General features: G+C 51.4%; 18 protein-coding genes. 9 read left to right on the top strand and 9 right to left on the bottom strand.

Annotated elements, in window-relative coordinates; all coding sequences use genetic code 11:
• Positions 1 to 43: 43 nt before the first annotated feature.
• The 5 genes from GK091_RS20965 to GK091_RS20945 all read right to left on the bottom strand — a co-directional run bounded on the left by GK091_RS20965 (position 44) and on the right by GK091_RS20945 (position 5,839).
• Positions 44 to 781, bottom strand: coding sequence for a potassium channel family protein (locus GK091_RS20965; RefSeq protein WP_164041835.1), 738 nt, complete (start codon positions 779 to 781; stop codon positions 44 to 46).
• A 153-nt stretch (positions 782 to 934) separates the two neighbouring features.
• Positions 935 to 1,885 carry an aldo/keto reductase gene (locus GK091_RS20960; protein WP_164041834.1) on the bottom strand — a complete coding sequence of 317 codons (951 nt, stop codon included), beginning with the start codon at positions 1,883 to 1,885 and terminating at the stop codon, positions 935 to 937.
• 143 nt (positions 1,886 to 2,028) lie between these two features.
• Positions 2,029 to 3,501: an IMP dehydrogenase gene (gene guaB / locus GK091_RS20955; protein ID WP_164041833.1), complete on the bottom strand. Its 1,473-nt coding sequence runs from the start codon at positions 3,499 to 3,501 to the stop codon at positions 2,029 to 2,031.
• A gap of 203 nt (positions 3,502 to 3,704) precedes the next feature.
• Positions 3,705 to 5,051 carry a leucine-rich repeat domain-containing protein gene (locus GK091_RS20950; protein WP_164041832.1) on the bottom strand — a complete coding sequence of 449 codons (1,347 nt, stop codon included), beginning with the start codon at positions 5,049 to 5,051 and terminating at the stop codon, positions 3,705 to 3,707.
• Positions 5,052 to 5,416: 365 nt separating this feature from the next.
• The gene (locus tag GK091_RS20945) at positions 5,417 to 5,839 is read right to left on the bottom strand and encodes a DUF2141 domain-containing protein (protein ID WP_164041831.1); all 423 of its coding nucleotides are present in this window, start codon (positions 5,837 to 5,839) and stop codon (positions 5,417 to 5,419) included.
• 40 nt (positions 5,840 to 5,879) lie between these two features.
• Here GK091_RS20945 and recJ point away from each other — a divergent pair, with 40 nt between their 5' ends.
• A complete protein-coding gene (gene recJ, locus GK091_RS20940) occupies positions 5,880 to 7,619 on the top strand; it encodes a single-stranded-DNA-specific exonuclease RecJ (protein ID WP_164041830.1) in 1,740 nt (579 codons plus the stop codon).
• A 211-nt stretch (positions 7,620 to 7,830) separates the two neighbouring features.
• Complete coding sequence (locus GK091_RS20935; protein WP_164041829.1) at positions 7,831 to 9,093, top strand: chorismate-binding protein; 1,263 nt, start codon at positions 7,831 to 7,833, stop codon at positions 9,091 to 9,093.
• 39 nt (positions 9,094 to 9,132) lie between these two features.
• Here the strand turns inward: GK091_RS20935 and GK091_RS29400 are convergent, their stop codons facing one another.
• The gene (locus GK091_RS29400; protein ID WP_170312759.1) at positions 9,133 to 9,300 is read right to left on the bottom strand and encodes a hypothetical protein; all 168 of its coding nucleotides are present in this window, start codon (positions 9,298 to 9,300) and stop codon (positions 9,133 to 9,135) included.
• A gap of 42 nt (positions 9,301 to 9,342) precedes the next feature.
• Positions 9,343 to 9,603 carry an adhesin gene (locus GK091_RS20930; RefSeq protein ID WP_164041828.1) on the bottom strand — a complete coding sequence of 87 codons (261 nt, stop codon included), beginning with the start codon at positions 9,601 to 9,603 and terminating at the stop codon, positions 9,343 to 9,345.
• Between the two features lie 196 nt (positions 9,604 to 9,799).
• Here GK091_RS20930 and GK091_RS20925 point away from each other — a divergent pair, with 196 nt between their 5' ends.
• The 4 genes from GK091_RS20925 (at position 9,800) to GK091_RS20915 (ending at position 13,734) form a co-directional block, all read left to right on the top strand.
• The gene (locus GK091_RS20925; protein ID WP_164041827.1) at positions 9,800 to 10,843 is read left to right on the top strand and encodes a glycoside hydrolase family 130 protein; all 1,044 of its coding nucleotides are present in this window, start codon (positions 9,800 to 9,802) and stop codon (positions 10,841 to 10,843) included.
• Between the two features lie 69 nt (positions 10,844 to 10,912).
• A complete protein-coding gene (locus GK091_RS29630; RefSeq protein WP_246202338.1) occupies positions 10,913 to 11,560 on the top strand; it encodes an ABC transporter permease in 648 nt (215 codons plus the stop codon).
• Complete coding sequence (locus GK091_RS20920) at positions 11,533 to 12,639, top strand: ABC transporter permease (protein ID WP_317166344.1); 1,107 nt, start codon at positions 11,533 to 11,535, stop codon at positions 12,637 to 12,639. Before GK091_RS29630 ends, GK091_RS20920 begins: the two co-directional genes overlap by 28 nt.
• A gap of 21 nt (positions 12,640 to 12,660) precedes the next feature.
• Positions 12,661 to 13,734: a gluzincin family metallopeptidase gene (locus tag GK091_RS20915; protein ID WP_164041825.1), complete on the top strand. Its 1,074-nt coding sequence runs from the start codon at positions 12,661 to 12,663 to the stop codon at positions 13,732 to 13,734.
• A gap of 27 nt (positions 13,735 to 13,761) precedes the next feature.
• On the opposite strand, the gene GK091_RS20910 is transcribed toward GK091_RS20915, so the two are convergent.
• Complete coding sequence (locus tag GK091_RS20910) at positions 13,762 to 14,433, bottom strand: DUF6624 domain-containing protein (RefSeq protein WP_164041824.1); 672 nt, start codon at positions 14,431 to 14,433, stop codon at positions 13,762 to 13,764.
• A gap of 82 nt (positions 14,434 to 14,515) precedes the next feature.
• Between GK091_RS20910 and GK091_RS20905 the strand changes: the two genes are divergently transcribed.
• A complete protein-coding gene (locus GK091_RS20905; protein WP_164041823.1) occupies positions 14,516 to 17,503 on the top strand; it encodes a S9 family peptidase in 2,988 nt (995 codons plus the stop codon).
• Positions 17,504 to 17,602: 99 nt separating this feature from the next.
• Here GK091_RS20905 and GK091_RS20900 read toward each other — a convergent pair whose 3' ends face one another.
• Complete coding sequence (locus GK091_RS20900; RefSeq protein WP_164041822.1) at positions 17,603 to 17,995, bottom strand: DUF1573 domain-containing protein; 393 nt, start codon at positions 17,993 to 17,995, stop codon at positions 17,603 to 17,605.
• A gap of 221 nt (positions 17,996 to 18,216) precedes the next feature.
• Between GK091_RS20900 and GK091_RS20895 the strand changes: the two genes are divergently transcribed.
• Entirely contained in the window at positions 18,217 to 19,527 is a 1,311-nt protein-coding gene (locus GK091_RS20895) for a sensor histidine kinase (RefSeq protein WP_164041821.1), read from the top strand.
• On the top strand, positions 19,524 to 20,195 hold the full coding sequence (locus GK091_RS20890) for a response regulator transcription factor (protein WP_164041820.1): 672 nt from the start codon (positions 19,524 to 19,526) through the stop codon (positions 20,193 to 20,195). The genes GK091_RS20895 and GK091_RS20890 overlap by 4 nt, the downstream gene beginning before the upstream one ends.
• Positions 20,196 to 20,206 lie beyond the last annotated feature (11 nt).

Here is a 20,206-nt window from a genome sequence, read left to right as displayed (position 1 = left end):
CAGATGAGAAACTTGGCTGACTTTAGAACAGATGAGTTAGTGGCTACGCGTCAAGGCGTTTCTCCAACGCATCGATTTTCTGCTTCAACTCCCGGATTTCGTTGATGAGCACCTCCAGGTCGTCCTTTTCTTTTTCCTGATCCTCTTCCAGAAAGAAGTTGGCAACGTAACCGGTGAATGTACCGAACAGGCCCACCCCGGCAATCATGAGTACGGCGGCAATAAACCGACCTAATGTCGTAACGGGAAATTTGTCGCCGTAACCCACGGTCGTGATCGTGACGAATGCCCACCAGAGCGCATCGGACGGTGTTTTGATATTTGCTTCCGGTACTCGTTCGACGTACAAGATCGCGACCGCACCAAAGATCATCAGCAAGACCGAACTGAGCAAGACGACGGACAGTGTCCCGTTGGCGCGGTTCCGGAAGATATAGGCCAGAAATTCGCGCATCGAACGAAACGCCCGCACCATGCGCAGGATACGAAAAACACGGATCAATTGCCCCAGCCGAAACCAGTCCAAAGCCGGGATACTAGCCAGCAGATCGATCCAGCCCCAGCGTAAAAATTCCAGTTTGCTGGGAGCCTGATAGAGCCGTAAAAAGAAATCGAACAGGAAGTAGACGCAAATACCTGAATCGATCTCATCGAGCAATTGCCGGGTATCCTCGTGGAGCGGCACCAGTTCACGAAAGAGCAGTGCCAATACGACATAGACCGACAACACCAGCATAATAACCTGATGCAGCGTCAGTCTTGAAGGCGTCGGTTGATTCATTCGTTAGCAGGCGGTTTGAAACCGTAAACCTATAACTAGAATCTTAAATCTACTTGCAAGAACGACTAATTTACGTATCGTGGCCTTTAGTCTGCACAGCTGTAGTCTGGCGATCTGCGGCTACGTGGACTAAAGGCCGCGATACGTAACTAGCTATTGGGCGCTGGCTGTCGTTAGCTTGTCGATGGCCTGCTGATCCAGTTTTAACTCGGCGGCTTTGGCAATATCATGCAACTGATCAACGGTGGTGGCACTGGCAATAGGCGCGGCAATACCCGGCTGCGCAATCAGCCAGGCCAACGATACCTGAGCCGGTGTAGCCCCATACTGCTCCCCTACTTCATCAAGTGCTTTCAGGATAGCAAAACCCCGATCGTCTAGGTATTTTTTAACGCCCTGCCCGCGCGGACTCTTCGACAGATCCGCTTCCGACCGGTATTTACCCGTCAGAAAACCACTTGCCAGGGAGTAATAACTGATCACGCTCAAGCCGTACTGCTCAACAATGGGTGCGTACTTCGTTTCGTAGCTCTCCCGTTCGTACAGATTGTACTCCGGTTGCAAACTCTGGTAAGCGGCATAATTCAGGTTATCGCTGATCTTCAACGATTCGATCAGTCGCTCGGGGGTAAAATTTGACGCGCCAATGACCCGGATTTTACCTGCCTTGATCAATTTATCGAATCCGTCGAGGGTTTCCTGAATGGGCGTATTCAGATCGTCGTAGTGCGATTGATACAGGTCGATATAATCCGTTTGCAGCCGACGAAGCGAATCCTCAACGGCAGTCTGTATGTAGTTTTTGCCTAATCCCTTTTTATCGGGGGCCATTTCTGCGCCAAGCTTGGTAGCGATCACCACCTGATCACGCTTTCCGCTCTTTTTCAGCCAGTTGCCAATGATTGTTTCCGACTCGCCACCCTGATTACTGGGCACCCAGCGCGAATACACATCAGCGGTGTCGATCAGGTTGAAACCGGCGTCGACAAAGGCATCCAATAGTTGAAAAGAGGTAGACTCGTCGGCTGTCCACCCGAATACGTTACCGCCGAAGGCCAGCGGAGCTACCGACAGATGCGAACTGCCAATGGTACGTTTTTCCATTACGTTGTTGGTTTTGTTGCCATAGCCTGATAAATAGCCGTGGTTTTCTGACAACGGACCCAATCCATGAACAGTTTCGTACAAACGCAGAAAGGAGCTAACAGTATCTGCTGGCTCCTTTCTGCGTTTTAAGGCAGTGATCACTATCTCACCGAATAGTTCGGCGCTTCTTTCTGAATCGAAATGTCGTGCGGATGGCTTTCGCGCGAACCAGCCGTGGTGATTTTCACGAATTTAGCTTGTTGCAGCGCCGTAATATCAGCGGCACCGCAGTAGCCCATACCCGCTTTCAACCCACCAACCATCTGGTAAACGATCTCGGAAACTTTGCCCTTGAACGGAACCCGTCCGACAATACCTTCCGGCACCAGTTTTTTGATGTCGTCTTCGGCATCCTGGAAGTACCGGTCTTTTGACCCATCTTCCATCGCTTCTACCGATCCCATACCCCGGTACGTCTTGAACCGACGCCCTTCGTATAGAACAACTTCACCCGGTGCTTCTTCCGTTCCGGCCAACAGTGATCCGATCATAACCGTGCTGGCTCCACCGGCAATAGCCTTCGTAATATCGCCCGAAAAGCGAATACCACCATCGGCAATAACTGGAACGCCTGTGCCCTGCAATGCCTTGGCCGATTCATAAACGGCTGTCAGCTGTGGCATACCGATACCAGCAATAATTCGGGTGGTACAGATGCTTCCCGGTCCGACGCCTACTTTCACGGCGTCGGCACCCGCGTCGGCAAGGGCTTTGGCCCCTTCGCCCGTAGCTACGTTCCCGGCAATGACCTGAAGTTTTGGGAAACGCTCTTTAATGGCACGAACTGCATTCAAAACGCCAATATGGTGGCCGTGGGCCGTATCGACACTGATAACATCAACACCCGCTTTGACCAGAGCTTCGATACGCTGTACATAATCGTGCGTAACGCCCACAGCCGCACCAACACGTAACCGGCCCAGTTCGTCCTTGCAGGCGTTCGGGTGACTCTTTTTCTTCAGAATATCTTTGTACGTAATTAAACCAACAAGTTGATACTCGTTATTAACGATCGGCAATTTTTCGATGCGGTGCTCCTGAAGAATACTTTCGGCCTCTTCCAGCGTTAGCCCTTCGCGCGCTGTGATCAGCTTTTCGCGGGTCATAACGTCGGTAACCGGTCGAGAGAAATCAGTCTGGAAGCGTAGATCACGGTTGGTCAGAATACCAACCAATGTACCCGAATCGTCAACGACCGGGATGCCCCCGATCTTGAACTCACGCATAATTTTGTGCGCGTCGCCCAGGTTGGCGGTTTCAGCGAGCGTAATGGGATCGATGATCATCCCACTTTCTGAACGCTTGACCTTGCGGACCTGATCCGCCTGGGCCTCAATACTCATGTTTTTATGAATAATTCCGATGCCTCCTTCCTGCGCCATCGCGATCGCCAGCGCCGACTCCGTAACGGTGTCCATAGCCGCTGAGATGAGCGGAATGTTCAATCGGATGGTTCTGGTAAGTTGGGTGGTGGTTTGCGTATCGCGTGGGAGAACCTCCGAATAGGCAGGCAGCAGCAATACGTCGTCGTAGGTGAGAGCCTCGTAAAGAAACTTACTCGTATCTAAGCTCATGGCAATTAACAAGTGATGTTATTTGCCGGATAAAATTACGAATAAATTTTGAATCGCCAAAAAGCAGCCTCTTACTTTCTATTGCAGACGCAGGCCACAAGCCATCGTTTATGATGGGTTTGCAGGTGGTGATTACTCGAACAGACAAAGCCCGTATGACCGATTTCGGCCAATCGTACGGGCTGTCGATGAGCACTTAGCAATTATGGGCAAACCTGGTAATTAGCGGACGCATCCTTGCTCCAGTCTTTGGTGACGATGGAAAGACTACTGACGCAGATAGTTTGAATATTGTTTTTGGCACAAGACACTTGACTTAGCTTGGTATTACTTCTAAGATCTAATGCCGTTAATTGATTACCGTAGCAACCCAGAAACGTTAACTCCCTCGCGTTGGTAACATTTAACGTGGTTAGCTTATTCCCAGCACAAACCAAACGACCCAACGCTACGTTTTTACTGACATCCAGTGCGGTTAGATTATTAGCATTGCATTCCAGTGTTCCCAGCCCTACGTTTTTACTGACATCCAGCATTGTCAGCCGACAGCCGTTGCAGTATAGAAAAATTAGCGCCGTGTTGTTGCTAACGTCCAGCGCGCTCAAACCATAACATTGCAGATAAATTAGCGCCTTATTTTTGCTAATATCCAGTGTGTTTAAATTGCTACAGGATAAGAAGGTCAGGGCTGTGTTTTTACTGACATCCACCGAACCGACGCTACTACCAGCAAAAGATAGATAGGTCAGGGCTGTATTTTTGCTCACATCTAACGAAGCCAGGCGAATACCTGGTGAGATAACAGCGTCGGTGTTGCAACTAAGTTTTGTCAGCATTGTATTGGCACTAAGATTTAACGAGGTTAGGTGATTGCTGCTACAATCCAGTTCCGATAGCAACACGTTTTGGCTAATGGCCAACTCGGTTAGCTGATTAAACGAGCAGTCCAGCTTTGACAGCGGATTTTTACTAACATCCAGTACGGTCAGGCTATTAGCGGGACAACTCAATTTAGTCAGACTGGAAAAGGCCTCAATACCTTGCAGGCTTTTGATTCCTCTTGCCGCTAGATCGAGCCCTATCACGGTTTGCGCAGTAGCGGTCAGTATTTTTCCATCCTGAACATCGTCGATTTTAAGGTCGATCAGGGCTTTCTCAAAATTGACGTCGGGAATTGCAGAGTACGGATACCCACCAGTAGTAAAACTAAAAACAGCTGTAGTCGTCGCTTTTTTGCTATCGGTAGCTACAACAGTACCGCTCAGCACAGCCGTGTAGCCAACATTCTTGAGCGTGTACGTGGTATCGGTCAGATTGTTGGCCAGCGTGTCTTTCCAGACTACGTCGTACGTGACCGGGTCACCGTCAGGGTCTTTGGCTTTGGTCCAGGTGAGGATTACATCGGCATTGACCGCAGCTTGCTTAGCTGATACCGAAAAGGCAGCTGGGGGGCGGTTAACAGGAGGTTGGTCAGGTTGCGGATTATCTGTTTTACGGCAAGCAGCAACAAACAGAGTAAGAAGGAAAACAAGGGTAAACGATTTACGCATTATTGACGTGACGTTTATGAATATAGGCAAAAAGTTACGGATGGAACAGGAGTCGGCTAAACGTTACCAACGGGTCTTTACCTGAACAGAACAAGATGCTTCAGACGAGTTGGCTCCAGAGCGACGGGCAGGCGAAACCGTTAGATACGTTCGAAGAGAGAAAACAGGCTTGTTTCGCCTGATCAAGAAGGTTCTCATGGACACACGTTCTGTAAAGACCTAACGCTTCACGACGGCTTGATCGGTACAGAAACGACCATGAGAACACAGTACGACGTTAAGCACTTTAAAGAAAGAGCTAAAATACCTTACATCGAAGCGGAGAGACTATATTTGTTTACGGCCATATGTGCTCCTACACCCGTCTAATTCAGTTTTATGCTGATCGATTTATTGCTGTTACCGACGCTGAACTGACAGTCGCTGAATTTTGGTGCCGACATGGTTGGCCGGAAATTATTGCTGAATCCATAAGGTTCCTTGGGAATGCCGAATACGCGCTTGTCCATTTTGCCATTCCCGTTTTCGTCGTGATAAACAGCAATGGCGTATTCGCCCGGATCAACGGAAAACGTTGTCTGAACGCTCTTTTCTTTGGCTTCCAGTTTCTTGCCTTCCAATGGTTTTCCTTCGGGAAACGTATTCTTCGCGTTAAATAACGCAATGTAAACATCTCCCTTCATGGTACGGACGTTCTGTACATCGACCTGTAGATTAGCCTTTTTAGGCGATTTAACCGGCTCACCGCCGGACATGAACAGGCTTAAAGCCGAAAGCAAAATGAACATAGACGCAGTGTTTTTGTAAAAACGGATTTATCTTGCAATTATGATAGCCCAACCGCCACCTCCTCAAAAACGATGGATCACAAAACCCTTCCCCGATTCGGTGGAACAACGGTCTGCTATCGAATCATTAACCCAGTCGCTCAACGTCAGCCCTTTTCTGGCAGCGTTGCTGGTGCAGCGTGGTGTGTATAACTACGACGCGGCCCGTGTGTTTTTTCGACCAGAAATCGGCCACCTTCATGACCCCTTTGCCATGAAGGATATGGACCGCGCGGTTGCCCGTCTGAAGCGCGCCATGCAGCCCGAACGGCAGGAAAAAATCCTGATTTATGGCGATTACGACGTCGATGGCACAACGTCCGTGTCATTAGTCTATGGCTTTTTGAAAAATTATCACCCAGCCATCGATTACTATATTCCGGATCGGTACAAAGAAGGCTACGGCATCTCGCAGCAGGGTATTCAGTGGGCCGCCGAAAACGGATTTTCATTGATCATTGCGCTCGACTGCGGCATCAAATCCATTGAGCGTGTGGCCGAAGCGAAGGCACTTGGCGTCGATTTCATCATCTGCGACCACCACCGGCCCGGTACCGAACTGCCCGATGCAGCCGCTGTGCTGGACCCCAAACGGGACGATTGCGACTACCCCTACAAAGAACTGAGCGGCTGCGGGGTGGGGTTCAAATTGCTACAGGCGTTCTGTCAGCACGAGCAGATCGACATCCAGCAGTTGTATCCTTATCTCGATCTGGTAGCGGTCAGCATTGCCTCCGATATTGTTCCGCTCACGGGCGAGAATCGCGTAATGGCTCATCACGGCCTGAAGTACCTGAATGCAGCCCCGCGCACAGGTCTGAAGGCGTTGATCAAAATAGCGGGCTTTTCGAAGGAGCTAGATATTACCAATCTTGTGTTTGGCCTGGGTCCCCGGATCAATGCCGCCGGCCGAATTCAACACGCCAAAGCCGCCGTACAGCTTCTGCTGGCCGAATCGGAGGAAGAAGCCGATGGGTTCGCGATGGCGATCAACAAGCATAACAACAGCCGACGCGAATTCGATAGCAGCATCACCGAACAGGCACTGGCTATGATCCGGCAAAATGAAGCCATGCTCAGCGCCAAGACGACCGTTCTCTACGATGCGACTTGGCACAAAGGCGTCATCGGTATCGTTGCCTCACGTTGTATCGAGCATTTCCATCGCCCGACCATTATCCTGACGCAATCGCACGATAAAGCCGCCGGATCAGCACGGTCGGTGCCGGGCTTCGATGTATACGAAGCCATTGAAGAATGCGCTGACCTGCTGGAACAGTTCGGTGGTCACACGTTTGCGGCTGGCATGACGATGTCCGTCGATAACATCGATGCCTTCCGGCAAAAGTTCGAAGAAGTCGTGTCGCGCAAAATAACCGACGAGCACCTGACGCCCCTCATCGATATTGATCTGCCGCTGGATTTCAGTGAGATCAACGATAAGCTCGTCCGAATTCTTAAGCAGATGGGGCCCTTCGGTCCACACAATATGCAGCCCCTATTCATGACGGAGAACGTCTACTTAGCCAGCGACCCGATCATCATGAAGGAAAAGCATTTAAAAATCAGTGTGAAGCAAAGTCGGTCGGGCCATACGATCACCGCCATTGGCTTCGGTTTTGCGCACATGGCCGATCAGCTCCGTCGTGGAATGCCCTTTTCGATCTGCTACCAGGTGGAACAGAACGTCTTCAACGGGAACGTGTCGTTGCAACTGATGCTGAAAGACATCCGGATTTGACCGTAACGCGGGCACCCTGTCCGCATTGACTTCACGTTCGCGCCAATGCGGACAGGATGTCCGCGTTACATGGCTCCTTTGATTAAGTCTATCGGGGAATGATCAGAAGAATCAGAACGAGAGTTTCACAACTGTTTTGTTATAGTTCGCACAAATTCCCCTTACAAACTGTTATGCCAGTAATCGTCCCTAATCCGGTCGATTATTGACTATGCAATCTGATAACGTTAGCTCGATCGTTTCAACAACCCATTCTTCCGGACGTTGGCCCAGTCCTGTTGATTTTTGGGAAACGGCTCGCACCATAGGCTTGCCCGCTGCTCTCTGGCGCTTGCCTAATCAGCAGACTAAACATCTGATCGTCTCCTTCGACGAGGTAGTACCCCGCGTTTCGGCCGATCTGGAAGAACTACCCGCCGGTTTTCTCGTTAGTCCCTTCGACAATTTTAACTCCGATACGGCATCACCCGCTCAAACCTTATTTCTGCGCGCTGATATCCAGGCTATTTTTTCCGACGCGGAGCCGACACACGTCACCGTCACGCCCGGTGAAACAGCTGACCAGTTCAGCGATCTTCTCGCAAAGCAACCTGAACATAATAGCCACGTGAGCCTGGTAGCTCCGACGCCAATTGCCGATCCGGAAGCCGAAGCGCAGTACATAGCCAATGTTGCCGAAGCCGTTAGCGCCATGCAACGGGGTGAATTCAGAAAGGTAGTATTATCCAGAACGAAACAGCTACAGTTTGACGATGCGCCGAATGCCGTTGCGCTGTTCGATAAGCTGTGCAAGAAATACCCGACTGCGTTTATTTCAGCCGTATCCATCCCCGAAAAAGGGCAGATATGGATAAGCGCGACACCTGAACGGTTGGTTAGCATCGATGCCAACGGCATTTTCCAAACGAATGCTTTAGCCGGAACACAGTCGGCATTTGAATCCGATGGTACAATGAAGCGTCCGTCGGAAGCGATGTGGTCGCAGAAAGAAATTGAGGAACAGGCGCTGGTAAGTCGCTACATCATCGAGTGTTTCAAGCGAATCCGGCTACGGGAATATATTGAAGAAGGACCAAAAACGGTTGTTGCCGGCAATTTGATGCACCTTGGCAGCAGCTTTACCGTTGATACGCAGGCTGTGCGATACCCGCAACTTGGAACCGTGATGTTGCGCCTACTTCACCCAACGTCAGCCGTTTGCGGAACACCCCGCGATGTGGCTGTCAACTTTATCCGGCAGCACGAAAACCACGATCGTGATCTGTACAGCGGGTTTCTTGGCCCGGTAAACACCGGCACGGCGAGTGAATCACCAGCCAGCGATCTGTTTGTGCATATCCGCTGCATGAAACTGGAAGGTACACTAGCCACCCTATACGCCGGTGCCGGCCTGACCGAATACTCGGTGCCCGAACGCGAGTGGCAGGAAACCGAGTTGAAATGCCAGACGCTGCTGTCCGTCATTATCGACTAATAAGCAACCAACAGCGGCCACTTATTAGTCGATAAAATTTTATTCGTCTGCACCTTCAGCAGGATCGTTTGGCGCGCGGGACCCTTCTTCTGATGTACGATCACCAGCCTCGCTGGCTGCCGATGACTGAGTTTCAGAGTCTGGAGCAGTCCCTTCGTTGTCGGCATTGGCCGTCGTAACCAATGGTTCTTCTTCGGATGGTGTCATGCTTTCTGTCAATTAAAGGGTTAATGTAACGTAGAGTGGGGTTTACTCCATGCTGTCGTCGTCCAGGTCGTCTTCGATACTGTCATCGTCCAGATCCTCGTCCAGGTCGATGTCATCTTCGCTGAACTCGTCTTCGATATCGGCTAAATCGTCTTCACCATAGCCACTGGCAGCTCCAGTGCCCAGTTCATCAAATTCAGCTCCGTCGAAGTCGTCCTCATCGTCGTCGAAGGCGGCAGTTTCAGGGTCAGGGTTCAACATCAGCACGTCTTCGTCCTGATCAAACGTTGGCTGGTAAATCATGGTTGGAAATGTCTGTTAAGTGATTTCAATCGTCATAACGCGGCTATTTGCCGGATGTTTGGCCGCGCCGTAAATTTATTGACTAATCGCACATAAACACCACCTCAAATTTTGAGTTGATCAATTTATGGCGCTGAGCGAGCCGTGTATGGGTGATACACAGTAAACTACAGGCCGGTGAACCTAAAAAATCCCGATGAAAAATTATCAACTCCGCCGATTATCCGACCAGCCCATTCTAAAAACGAGCGATGTTAAACCCTCTGTCGATGGATTCAACGTTCTGGGTGCCTTTAATCCAGCGGCCTGTCTTTTCGGCGATGAGGTTATTTTGCTCCTACGGGTGGCCGAAGCACCAGCTCTGGAAGCAGGGCGCATCAATATACCGCTCATCGAAGAGCAGGATGGTGTTCTGGGGCTAACCGTAAAGCAGTTTGATGAACCCAGTGATCCCTACGATCCGCGCGTGGTCCCACTGGACGGTAAAGTTTATCTAACGTCATTAAGCCATCTGCGTATCGCCCGCAGCAGCGACGGCATTCACTTCACCATCGATGACGAGCCGTTCCTGTTTCCCGCCCGGATGGACGAATCGTTTGGTGTCGAAGACGCCCGCATCACGTTTCTGGACGGTAAGTACTGGATTACGTATACAGCCGTGTCGGAACATGGTCCGGGTGTGGGACTGGCCGTAACGACCGATTTCAAAACGGTTGAGCGTATCGGCATGATCTTACCGCCACCCAATAAAGATGTCGCTCTGTTTCCGCAGAAGATCAACGGTAAATACATGCTTCTGCACCGGCCTATGGTGTCGGACATTGGTAAACCATCGATCTGGCTGGCGGAATCGGAAGACGGCATTCACTGGGGAAATCACCGGTTTCTGTTTGGCGGTCGCGGCTTACCCGACAACCCGTTTGCGTGGGAAGGCGGCAAAATTGGTGCCGGACCTGAGCCAATCCTGACCGACGAAGGCTGGCTTTTGTGCTACCACGGTGCCGACCCGACCCACGCCTATTCACTGGCCCTGGCTCTGCTCGACAAAAACGATCCGGCAACGGTGCTCGACCGATCCGACGCCCCCCTGCTGACGCCCGAACTAGCCTGGGAACGCGAAGGATTCTTCCCGAATGTCGTCTTCTCGAACGGATGGGTTCAGTGGCCCGACGGTCGTATCTGGGTCTATTACGGTGCCGCCGACTCGGGCGTGGGCCTGGCCGAGCTGGTTCGGGCGTAAGTTCAGGCATGTCTTCAAGATCCTGATTTTAATTGACTTAATTACGCTGTTACGTATCTTGTGGACCTTATGAATCCACTCCTGACCATTGCCCGCTTTGAGTACTCGTATAACCTCCGCCAGCCAACATTTTATCTATTTGTGGCGCTGGTTTTGGGGCAGGGCATTTGGTCAGGCTATCAACAGGAAGTCCTATTTCCAGTTGCCAGTCCAGCGGCAGGTACTTATCACGTTCTTTCTTCCTTCGGAGCGGTCGTAGCGTTCATTACAGTCCTACTCGCTGGCCAATCGCTGACGAAAGATAATGAGTTTAACACAACCTCCCTCCTGTATACCTTACCCATAACCAGCCGAACGCACTTTGCGGGTCGGTTTTCAGGAACATACGCAACGGCCCTCACCCTGGCTGCCTTTTACCCGATCGGGGCACTGCTCTATTCAATCGTCTACACACACGCTGTAACCACTATTTCCGGGGAAGCCTTAATCGACGGTTTTATTCGGCTAGTAGCCCTAAACTGCTTTATCCTTGTCAGCATCACCTTGTCGCTGACTGTTTTTTTTCGAAGTGTATGGGCGCTTATGTCGTTCTTTTTCTGGCCGTTCTGTACTTCATACTGGCTGAATCCGACAGAACAACCCAGTTCAACGCCGACATCTGGCTTTTGCTCGATCCGTTTGGCGTTGCTATGGTTCGGGATTCCATTGATAGCATGACCACCGATACGGACCTGCTCACGTTCTCTGACCTGCTTTTCATTAACCGTTTGTTATGGATTGGGCTGGCGTTAGGTATGCTGGCTCAGGCAGAAGCCCACTTCTCATTCGATACGTTCCGCAATGATCAGGCGGCCAGGGCATCCACGACCGACAAACCAGCCGACCCCGTAGTGAACGCCTACGCTGTTCCAGCCGTACGCTTGCGTTTTGATTGGCGGGCGCGCTGGCGAACCACGCTACATTTAGCCAGACTGGAGTTCGTGAATTTGGAGCGGCAGCCTTCGTTTCAGATTACAACTGGTTTGCTGGTTGTTCTGGCGGTGTTGCTGGCAACCGTTTTTACGGTAAATCCTGATTTTCCGGAGTTGCCTATCACATCGCGCATGACGGCGCTACGTCTGCCGATGGGTTTATTTATCGGTCTATTTTTAGTCCTCATGACCGGAGAGTTGATTTTTACGGAACGCACAACCGGTTTCTGGCCTATTTACGATGCCCTGCCTCAGCCTGATTCAGTGCTGTTTGTTTCCAAACTACTGGTGCTGGCTGGCTCAGCGATCATCTTGACGTTTGTCCTCTTTCTCACCGGTATCGGCATACAGCTGGGCCAGGGATTTTACCGTATCGACTGGGGCCAATATGCATCCGATTTGCTCTTAGATGGTTTTATGCGGTACTGCCAACTGATTGCTCTCGCATCGCTGGTTGCGGTGCTGACCAACAACCGCGTTATCTGCCACCTAGTCAACGTCTTCATTTTCCTGACCTTGACCCTCGTTTATCAGTTTGGTGCACACGCTGATTTCACCTGTCTATATTCGTTCCTCCCCGGCTCCAGTCGCTATTCTGAGTTGATCGGCTACGGCGCAAACATGCCTGTCCGGCCCACGGTACACCTCATTTGGTGGGGCGTGGCGGGTTTGTTGGTTATTGGCTCTGTTCTGGGTTGGAATCGTGGTTTGCCTGACAGTTTACCATTGCGCTTCAAACAGTGGTCTTCACGATTTAGTTGGTGTTATGGTTTGGTAAGCTTGTTCCTGGTGCTGTTTGTACTTTTTTTCTCCCTTCAACTCTAGACGCGCCGACAACAGGCTGCGATGGCTCAAACAGCCATTACGTATAACCGCCAAATTATTCTGGTTCAGTCAGTATCCGGTGAAGTCATTCGTGTTCAGATAAAATACCACCACCCTTATCAGGTACGACAACTACGGAATGCCGTTCAATTCGCCATCCACAAAGGCGAACGATTGTTTGGTCATTATCCTTATCCCTCCCTTGAGATTCTGGAAGTGCCTACTGGCTCTGCTCCCATCTGGTCAAAGCCGGGTCAGATTGCCATCTCCGAGAAACAAGGCTGGACAGCCGATTATCGACAGCCCGAGAAGCTGGACCATATTGACTATCTGGTTTCACGAGAAGTGTTCAGGCAGTGGCTAGTTCATCGCATTCAGCCATCGCATCAGCCGGGCGAGGGTTTCGTTCGCCAGAGTCTGGCCGACTATTTGGCCCTGGACATAATTTCCAGACAATACGGAACCGACCGACTGACGCAGCGGCTTCTACAGCGCAAAGCTTTGTATGTACGGAACCGGAACCGTATTCATAAACCGGAGGTTCCGGTATTGAAATCCACTGGCAACGATGCACTGGAATACGGTCGGGCAGCCCTTGCCCTGAACAGCATTGGTCAGATATGGGGCAGTAAACCGCTTAGCCTGACAATCGCTCAATTTTATAGGCAGGCGGTTCAAAAACCCGGTTCAGCAACGGCCAGCGCCTTTGCCAATACGCTGGCAAACAACCTCCCCGATTCACTTCACTATTTGACTACCTATCTCAGTGATCAACTGTGGTTTGATTTTAAGGTGGGACGCATTGCTGCGCTACCCGATAGAATGACCATCAGTGTTTTCGCGACCAAATGGCGCGAAAACACTGATGGTCAACGGCACTACATACCCATTAATGATTTTGTTCCCCTTGTTGTAGTGGATGAGCAGGGACGGGAGATATACCGCCAGCTTGCCCATCCCAACCCAGACAAACCAGAGGTTTCGCTCCCTGCGCTACCAACAGCGAGAGCCGTACTCATCGACCCACTCGGCGCCTGGCCCGAACTCAGCAGACACGATAACAATAAGCTGCTTAAAGCAGCAACGTCCCTGTAAGTAACACGATCAACGGCTAGACCTTCATCAGTCCAAACGGTATGTTTTACGCATAAGCTCAATCGTCAGGGCCGGATCATACGACGCATTCACCCGATTCGCGTTTTCGGCAACGGTGAGCGGAAAGCCAGCCTGTTTGCGCCGTTCGTTTACACCTCGGTAGTCATCGATGGGCCACACAAAACAACGCGACTGCGCCGACCCTTTGATTGGCTTACACGTCACCTGCGAACCGTACATCTGCGGCTTCCCGGCGCGCATCAGCGACTGATCGAGCATCAGCGCGTAGTGGTACAGAGGCAGCTCACCAGACTCGGCGGCTTTTTTCACGGCCGGCAAATAGGCATCCACCTGACGGGCATGCTGAAGAATATAAAAAGCAAACTCGTTTGTGGGTGTACCAACCAGCGTTTTGCCTGGATAGCCATGCTCATTCATCAGCGCCACAACCCGGTGGAGGTTACTGGTATCAATTTTAGCCTGCTCAGCCCAGAGCATACTCGCCAGTTTGATGCGTGTTGTCTTGTACACCGCGCTCAAGCTATCGCTTAGTGGCCTGTTATTGCCAAGCTTCGTCAACAGTTGCCGGTTGCGCTGGTCCAGCACGTACATGCTATCCAGTTCTTCTTTAAGTTTAGTTTCCTTCTGACCGAATGAGCAAAAAGGTAAACAAATGATCAATAGTAGTACAATTCTCATAATCGAACGATAATTCACGCAATAATCCCTTTAATATGGCCCATTTCTCCGTATTTTCGTTGGTTGTTAACGTTTCTCCTTTATGTGTCGCTTCAATCAACTTTTATTCTGTTTACTCCTCTCGGGTTCTCTGATTGCCCAAAATCAGAAACGACCGCTGAATGCCTCAGACTACGACCGCTGGCAAGGCGTGCGGCTCGAAAAATTATCCAACGATGGCCGCTGGATCGCTTATCAGATTGACCCACAGGAAGGTGATGGCCGGCTGGAAGTGGTCAGCACCGGCTCCGCCACCAATCGAACCCGCTACGTCTTCCCAAGAGGGTACATGGCTCAGTTTACGCCCGACAGCAAGTTTCTGGTAATGAAACTAAAAGCGAAGGCGGCTGATACAAAAAAAGCCAAATTAAAAAAGAGAAAGCCGGACGAAATGCCGAAAGATAGCTTATTGGCCTTGAATCTGGCAACGGGTAAGCCAACAAAACTACCGAACGTCAAATCATTTGCCTTCGGAAAAGAGGCAGGTTCCTGGCTGGCTATTGTGCAGGAACGCCGGGACACCAAAGAAGCACCCGTGGCTAAGCCGATGATGACGACAAAAGATACGTTGACGCCATCGGCCCCGATTTCGACAACGACCGTAGCTACCCGGAAGGGATCCGTCAAAAAGCCGAAAGGTGACGATCTGACCCTTCTGAACATGGCCGATGGTACCCGCAAAACCGTCCGCTTCGTCTCTAATGTGGTTATTTCCGACAATGGGCATACGGTATTCTACAGTAAGGAATCGGCGAATGACTCGCTGAAAACGGGCGATAATGCGGTGCCTGGGGTGTTCCTGTTCAACACGATCAATGGCCAGACAATGCTGGTCGATACCAGTTCGAAACGAAAGATCTACAAAGGGCTGGCGATCGACAAAACGGGCGATCAACTGGCGTGGATGGCCTCCGCCGATAGCGCGGGTGCCGACGTAAAAGTGTTCTCGCTCTACTACAAAAATTTGTCATCAGCGACTCCGGCAAAAGGTAAAAAAAGTAAAACTGCTTCGGTCGAACCACCCTTTCGCGTGATTGCCGACACCCTGACAACCGCACTGCCCAAAGGCTGGTCGGTGAATGAATTTCGTGAACCCAAGTTTGCGAGCGACGGGAAAAGGCTCTACTTCTCAACATCCCCTATCGCGCCAAAACCAACGAAAGATACGCTGACGCCCGACGATGAGAAAGTAAAAATGGATATCTGGACCTGGACTGACAGTCGCCTGCAACCCATGCAGCAACGTCGGCTCAAGGAAGAGAAAGAACGCGGTTTTCTCACGCTGTATGACCTCACTTCGGGCAAGGTAATTCCCCTGGCCAACCGGGAAGTGCCGACCGTTACGTTTGATGAAAAGAAGAACACCCGCTACCTGCTGGGCCTGAGCGACCTCCCCTATCAGGTACAGGCATCGTGGGACCCCGGCCATACGGATCTGTATCTGATCGACACCCAGACCGGCACTAAAAAGCGGATTGCCAACGATGTAATGGCTTCGCAGCCCCGCCTTTCACCCGAGGGTAACTATGCGTACTGGTTCGATGAGCGCGATTCGCTCTGGCGGGCGTGGTCGGTCATGGATGGTAAACGCCTGGACCTGACACGCGGCTTGCCCAGTAAGTTTTTTGACGAAGAGCACGATACGCCCAACCTTCCGGGTGCCTATGGATCAGCAGGCTGGACGTCCGGCGACCGCTACCTCTGGCTCTACGATCGCTACGATATCTGGCAAATCGACCCCACGGGCCGCGAGAAACCCACCAACCTGACTGCTGGCTGGGGCCGTAAGAACAAAATCCGGTTGCGTCGCGCGGAGATCGACGATGATGACGACATGTCATTCAACCGGCGTTCGGCAGAAAAATCGATCGATCCTAAGTCTGAATTATTTCTGACGGGCGTTTGGGAAAGTGATAAGGCAACAGGCATTCTAAAGAGCAAGAATGGCCTTGCCGTGACCGAACCAACGGTATTGACCCGCAGCAACCACCGCTATTTCGGTTTGAATAAGGCCAAAAATGCGCCAGTAATGACCTTTTATCGGGGTAATTATCAGGAGCCGATCAATCTCTTTCAGATAGATACGACCCTGGCCTCGCCGGTGCAATTGACCCGCGTTAATCCGCAACAGGACAGCATCCGCTGGGGCTCCGTGGAAATCGTAAAATGGATCGGTACGAACGGGATCAAGCTGGAAGGATTACTCTTTAAGCCAGAAGGTTTTGACCCAGCCAAGAAATATCCGATGCTAACGTATTTCTACGAACGAAACGCCGAAACGCTCAATGATTATCGGGCTCCATCGCCCAGCCGCTCAACGATCAATATACCGTACTGCGTCTCGAATGGGTATCTGGTCTTCGTGCCGGACATCGTGTACACGACCGGACAGCCAGGACCGAATGCGTATGATTGTATTGTTCCCGGTGTGCTGAGCCTGCTCGATAAAGGGTTCGTTGACCGCGATAGACTCGGCATTCAGGGGCAGAGCTGGGGTGGTTACCAGACGGCCTACATCATCACCCGCACCAACCTGTTCCGGGCCGCCGAAGCGGGTGCCCCCGTTGCCAACATGACCTCGGCCTACGGTGGAATTCGCTGGGAAACAGGCATTAGCCGGGCCTTCCAGTACGAAAAAACGCAGAGCCGCATCGGTGGTACGCTGTGGGACAAACCAATGAATTACATCGAGAACTCGCCGTTGTTCTTTGCCAACCGCATCGAAACGCCCCTGATGATGACCCACAATGACGCCGACGGAGCCGTCCCCTGGTATCAGGGTATCGAGTTGTTTTCGGCCCTGCGCCGGTTGAACAAGCCCGTCTGGATGCTGGTCTACAATGGGGAAGGCCATAACCTGACCCAGCGTCATAACGCCAAAGATTTAAGCATCCGGCTCTATCAGTTCTTTGATTACTACCTCAAAGATGCTCCCATGCCAATCTGGATGAAAGAAGGGCGTTCAGCCGTTGAGAAGGACCGTGGTGAGATGAAATACGGACCCAACATGAGTGATTCTCCGAAAGAGTAAATCAACCGTTTTTCTGTAATCAGCGGAATGGGTTGCTAATGCATACGCCGTATCTTGAAGATACGGCGTATGCATTAGCAACCCATTCCGCTGGCTGTTTTACTGAGCTGACGCTGGTTCCTTTACAACCTCGCCTTTGATGTAAAGAGTCTGCGCACCGCCTTCGGCATTGGACTCCACCGTTACGGTTTTATTAAACGCCCCTGCCGAAGCCGCGTTGAACGTCGCCTTGATCGTTCCTGACTGACCAGGAGCAATAGCGGCTTTCGGATAATCGACCCCCGTACACCCGCAGGAGCCTTGAGCACGGTTAATAATAAGCGGTAATTCGCCTTTGTTCTTAAACGTAAAATCAGCCGTGACGGGCTTGCCCTGGGCTATCTTCCCAAAATCATGCGTTGATTTATTCCAGGTAAACAACGCCGACGGAGCAACCATCGCTACCGAAGCCAGCAACACAACCAGTGAACCAAAAAACAGGATACGTTTCATAAATACAATTGATTTTTAGGGTTTGTAACCTCACTTGCCGCTCACCCGAACGACGCAACAAACCTACACCATCGATGACCAACCGCCTGTTAAGCGATTCCTAACGTTTGTTAATGAGTTGTTAACGAAGCCGAATTGAGCGATTGAGGTATTGAGCGAATGCGTGAATAAGCCGTACTTTACAAGCAGGAATCCGTATTCGACTGTCTACTCGTCAAAGCATGTCCCGTCTTCGTCTGCTGGTTGTTCTTTCGGTGTTGTCCATCATTGGCATTCTGGCCGTGCAAGCCGTGTGGGTGCGTAGTGCCTATGCCCTTCGAGAGCGACAGTTTCGGCAATCAGCCTTTATTGCCTTGCAGGACGTAGCCGACGAGGTAGCACGGCTGAACCGGTTTACGTTGAACCGGTACGCCGTCACGCAACTTTCGGCAGACTATTTTATCGTTAATACCGACGCACCTATCGATCCGGTAACCCTCGAATCGTTTATCCAGAAATCGCTACAACAGCATAATCTCATCACTGATTTTGAGTACGGCATCTACAATTGCGAGAGCGATCGGATGGTTTACGGCGCTTATGTCAGCACCGGCAGCACGACGGTTAAGAAGAGCCGTAATTTCCCCAAATCAGCCCGGTACACCTATTATTTCGGCATTCGTTTTCCGAACCAGTCGGGTTTTGTCGCGGGCCAGTTGAGTGGATGGGTGTGGTCAACGGTAGCGGTGTTGCTGGTGGTTGTCTTCTTCGGCTACACACTGATTGTGGTCCTTAAACAACGGCGGCTGACCGAGGTGCAGCGCGACTTTATCAACAACATCACGCATGAGTTACAGACGCCCGTTTCAACCATTCGGATCGCGGCTGATGTGCTGCAATCCGACACGATTACGCAGCAACCCGATCGACTCAAACAGTATGCCCGCGTGTTGAGCGAAGAAAGCCAGCGACTGCAGAAGCAGGTAAGTAACGTATTGCAATTGGCCCGCTCCGAGCGTAACGGCTTTCTACTGGAGTTAACAACCGTTGATCTGCACGAGATCATGACCGCTGCGGCCACTGCGTTTGCGCCCCACATCGAACTCGATCTAACTGCGACTAATCCCATCATCCGGGCGGATCGCTATCATCTGGAAACGATGCTGAATAACCTGATCGACAACGCGTTAAAATATTGCGACAAACCACCCTGCATCGTTCTGCACACCCACACCGAACGGGGTACATTACGCTGGTCGGTGGGTGATAACGGGATGGGGATTGCACCCGAACACCAGCAGGCTATTTTCAGGCAATTTTTTCGCGTACAGTCCGGTCATACGCATACCGTGAAAGGCTTCGGGCTGGGTTTGTATTATGTTCGACAGATCATTCGGGCGCATGGCTGGACCCTTACGCTGACTAGTAAGCCGGGCGAGGGCAGTACGTTCGTCATCAGCGAACGAATTGCCCTCGCCCGGCTTACGTCGATTGCTTCCCGGTTTGCGCTGTTACGGGTTTATACGCGACTTTTCCCTCTACTACGACCTTGACACCGGCCCGCATTCTGTTCGTTGAAGATGACGTTAATCTCGGTTTTGTGATTCGGGATACGCTCGAAAATGTGCCGTTTGCGGTGACGCACTGCATCAATGGTGTCGACGCCTGGGTTACTTTTCAGACCGAGCGATTTGACATATGCCTGCTGGATGTGATGCTACCACAGAGCGACGGATTTACGTTGGCGCGCCAAATCAGGGCCATCAACGCGCGGATTCCGATTCTGTTCCTGAGTGCGCTGGCCAACAAGGACGATCGCCTGGAGGGACTTCGGCTTGGTGCCGACGATTACCTGACCAAACCGTTCAGCATCGAAGAACTGATCCTGAAAATCAACGTGTTTCTTCGCCGAACGGCACCGATAACGGAACCGAAGGCGCTGGCCTCTGTCCTGCTCGACTATCCGAATCTAACCCTTACGCTCAATGGGCAAACGCAAATCCTTACGCATCGCGAAGCCGATGTAATGGCCTATCTGCTCGCCCATCCCAATGTGCTTGTCCGGCGGGATGAACTGCTGCGGGCGGTTTGGGGTGACGACGATTATTTTATGGGTCGCAGCCTTGATGTGTTCATCTCCCGACTTCGCAAACGACTCGCGAATACTCCCGGCATCCGGATCGACAATGTGCACGGCGTAGGATTCGTTCTGCGTCAGTAGTCGCTTCGTTT

The sequence above is a fragment of the Spirosoma agri genome (assembly GCF_010747415.1).
GTDB classification, from domain to species: Bacteria; Bacteroidota; Bacteroidia; order Cytophagales; family Spirosomataceae; genus Spirosoma; species Spirosoma agri.
The sequence above is the reverse complement of the archived record's forward strand: the minus strand, read 5'-3'. Positions and strand labels throughout refer to the sequence as shown.

Excerpts from the sequence above, each read along its gene's own strand:
- GK091_RS20945 (WP_164041831.1), bottom strand. The coding sequence starts at position 5,839 with ATGTTCATTTTGCTTTCGGCTTTAAGCCTGTTCATGTCCGGCGGTGAG.
- GK091_RS29630 (WP_246202338.1), top strand. The coding sequence starts at position 10,913 with ATGAATCCACTCCTGACCATTGCCCGCTTTGAGTACTCGTATAACCTC.
- GK091_RS20915 (WP_164041825.1), top strand. The coding sequence starts at position 12,661 with ATGGCTCAAACAGCCATTACGTATAACCGCCAAATTATTCTGGTTCAG.
- GK091_RS20910 (WP_164041824.1), bottom strand. The coding sequence starts at position 14,433 with ATGAGAATTGTACTACTATTGATCATTTGTTTACCTTTTTGCTCATTC.
- GK091_RS29400 (WP_170312759.1), bottom strand. The coding sequence starts at position 9,300 with ATGACACCATCCGAAGAAGAACCATTGGTTACGACGGCCAATGCCGAC.
- GK091_RS20925 (WP_164041827.1), top strand. The coding sequence starts at position 9,800 with ATGAAAAATTATCAACTCCGCCGATTATCCGACCAGCCCATTCTAAAA.
- GK091_RS20895 (WP_164041821.1), top strand. The coding sequence starts at position 18,217 with ATGTCCCGTCTTCGTCTGCTGGTTGTTCTTTCGGTGTTGTCCATCATT.
- GK091_RS20950 (WP_164041832.1), bottom strand. The coding sequence starts at position 5,051 with ATGCGTAAATCGTTTACCCTTGTTTTCCTTCTTACTCTGTTTGTTGCT.
- guaB (WP_164041833.1), bottom strand. The coding sequence starts at position 3,501 with ATGAGCTTAGATACGAGTAAGTTTCTTTACGAGGCTCTCACCTACGAC.
- GK091_RS20930 (WP_164041828.1), bottom strand. The coding sequence starts at position 9,603 with ATGATTTACCAGCCAACGTTTGATCAGGACGAAGACGTGCTGATGTTG.
- GK091_RS20965 (WP_164041835.1), bottom strand. The coding sequence starts at position 781 with ATGAATCAACCGACGCCTTCAAGACTGACGCTGCATCAGGTTATTATG.
- GK091_RS20905 (WP_164041823.1), top strand. The coding sequence starts at position 14,516 with ATGTGTCGCTTCAATCAACTTTTATTCTGTTTACTCCTCTCGGGTTCT.
- GK091_RS20960 (WP_164041834.1), bottom strand. The coding sequence starts at position 1,885 with ATGGAAAAACGTACCATTGGCAGTTCGCATCTGTCGGTAGCTCCGCTG.
- GK091_RS20900 (WP_164041822.1), bottom strand. The coding sequence starts at position 17,995 with ATGAAACGTATCCTGTTTTTTGGTTCACTGGTTGTGTTGCTGGCTTCG.
- GK091_RS20935 (WP_164041829.1), top strand. The coding sequence starts at position 7,831 with ATGCAATCTGATAACGTTAGCTCGATCGTTTCAACAACCCATTCTTCC.
- GK091_RS20920 (WP_317166344.1), top strand. The coding sequence starts at position 11,533 with ATGGTTCGGGATTCCATTGATAGCATGACCACCGATACGGACCTGCTC.
- recJ (WP_164041830.1), top strand. The coding sequence starts at position 5,880 with ATGATAGCCCAACCGCCACCTCCTCAAAAACGATGGATCACAAAACCC.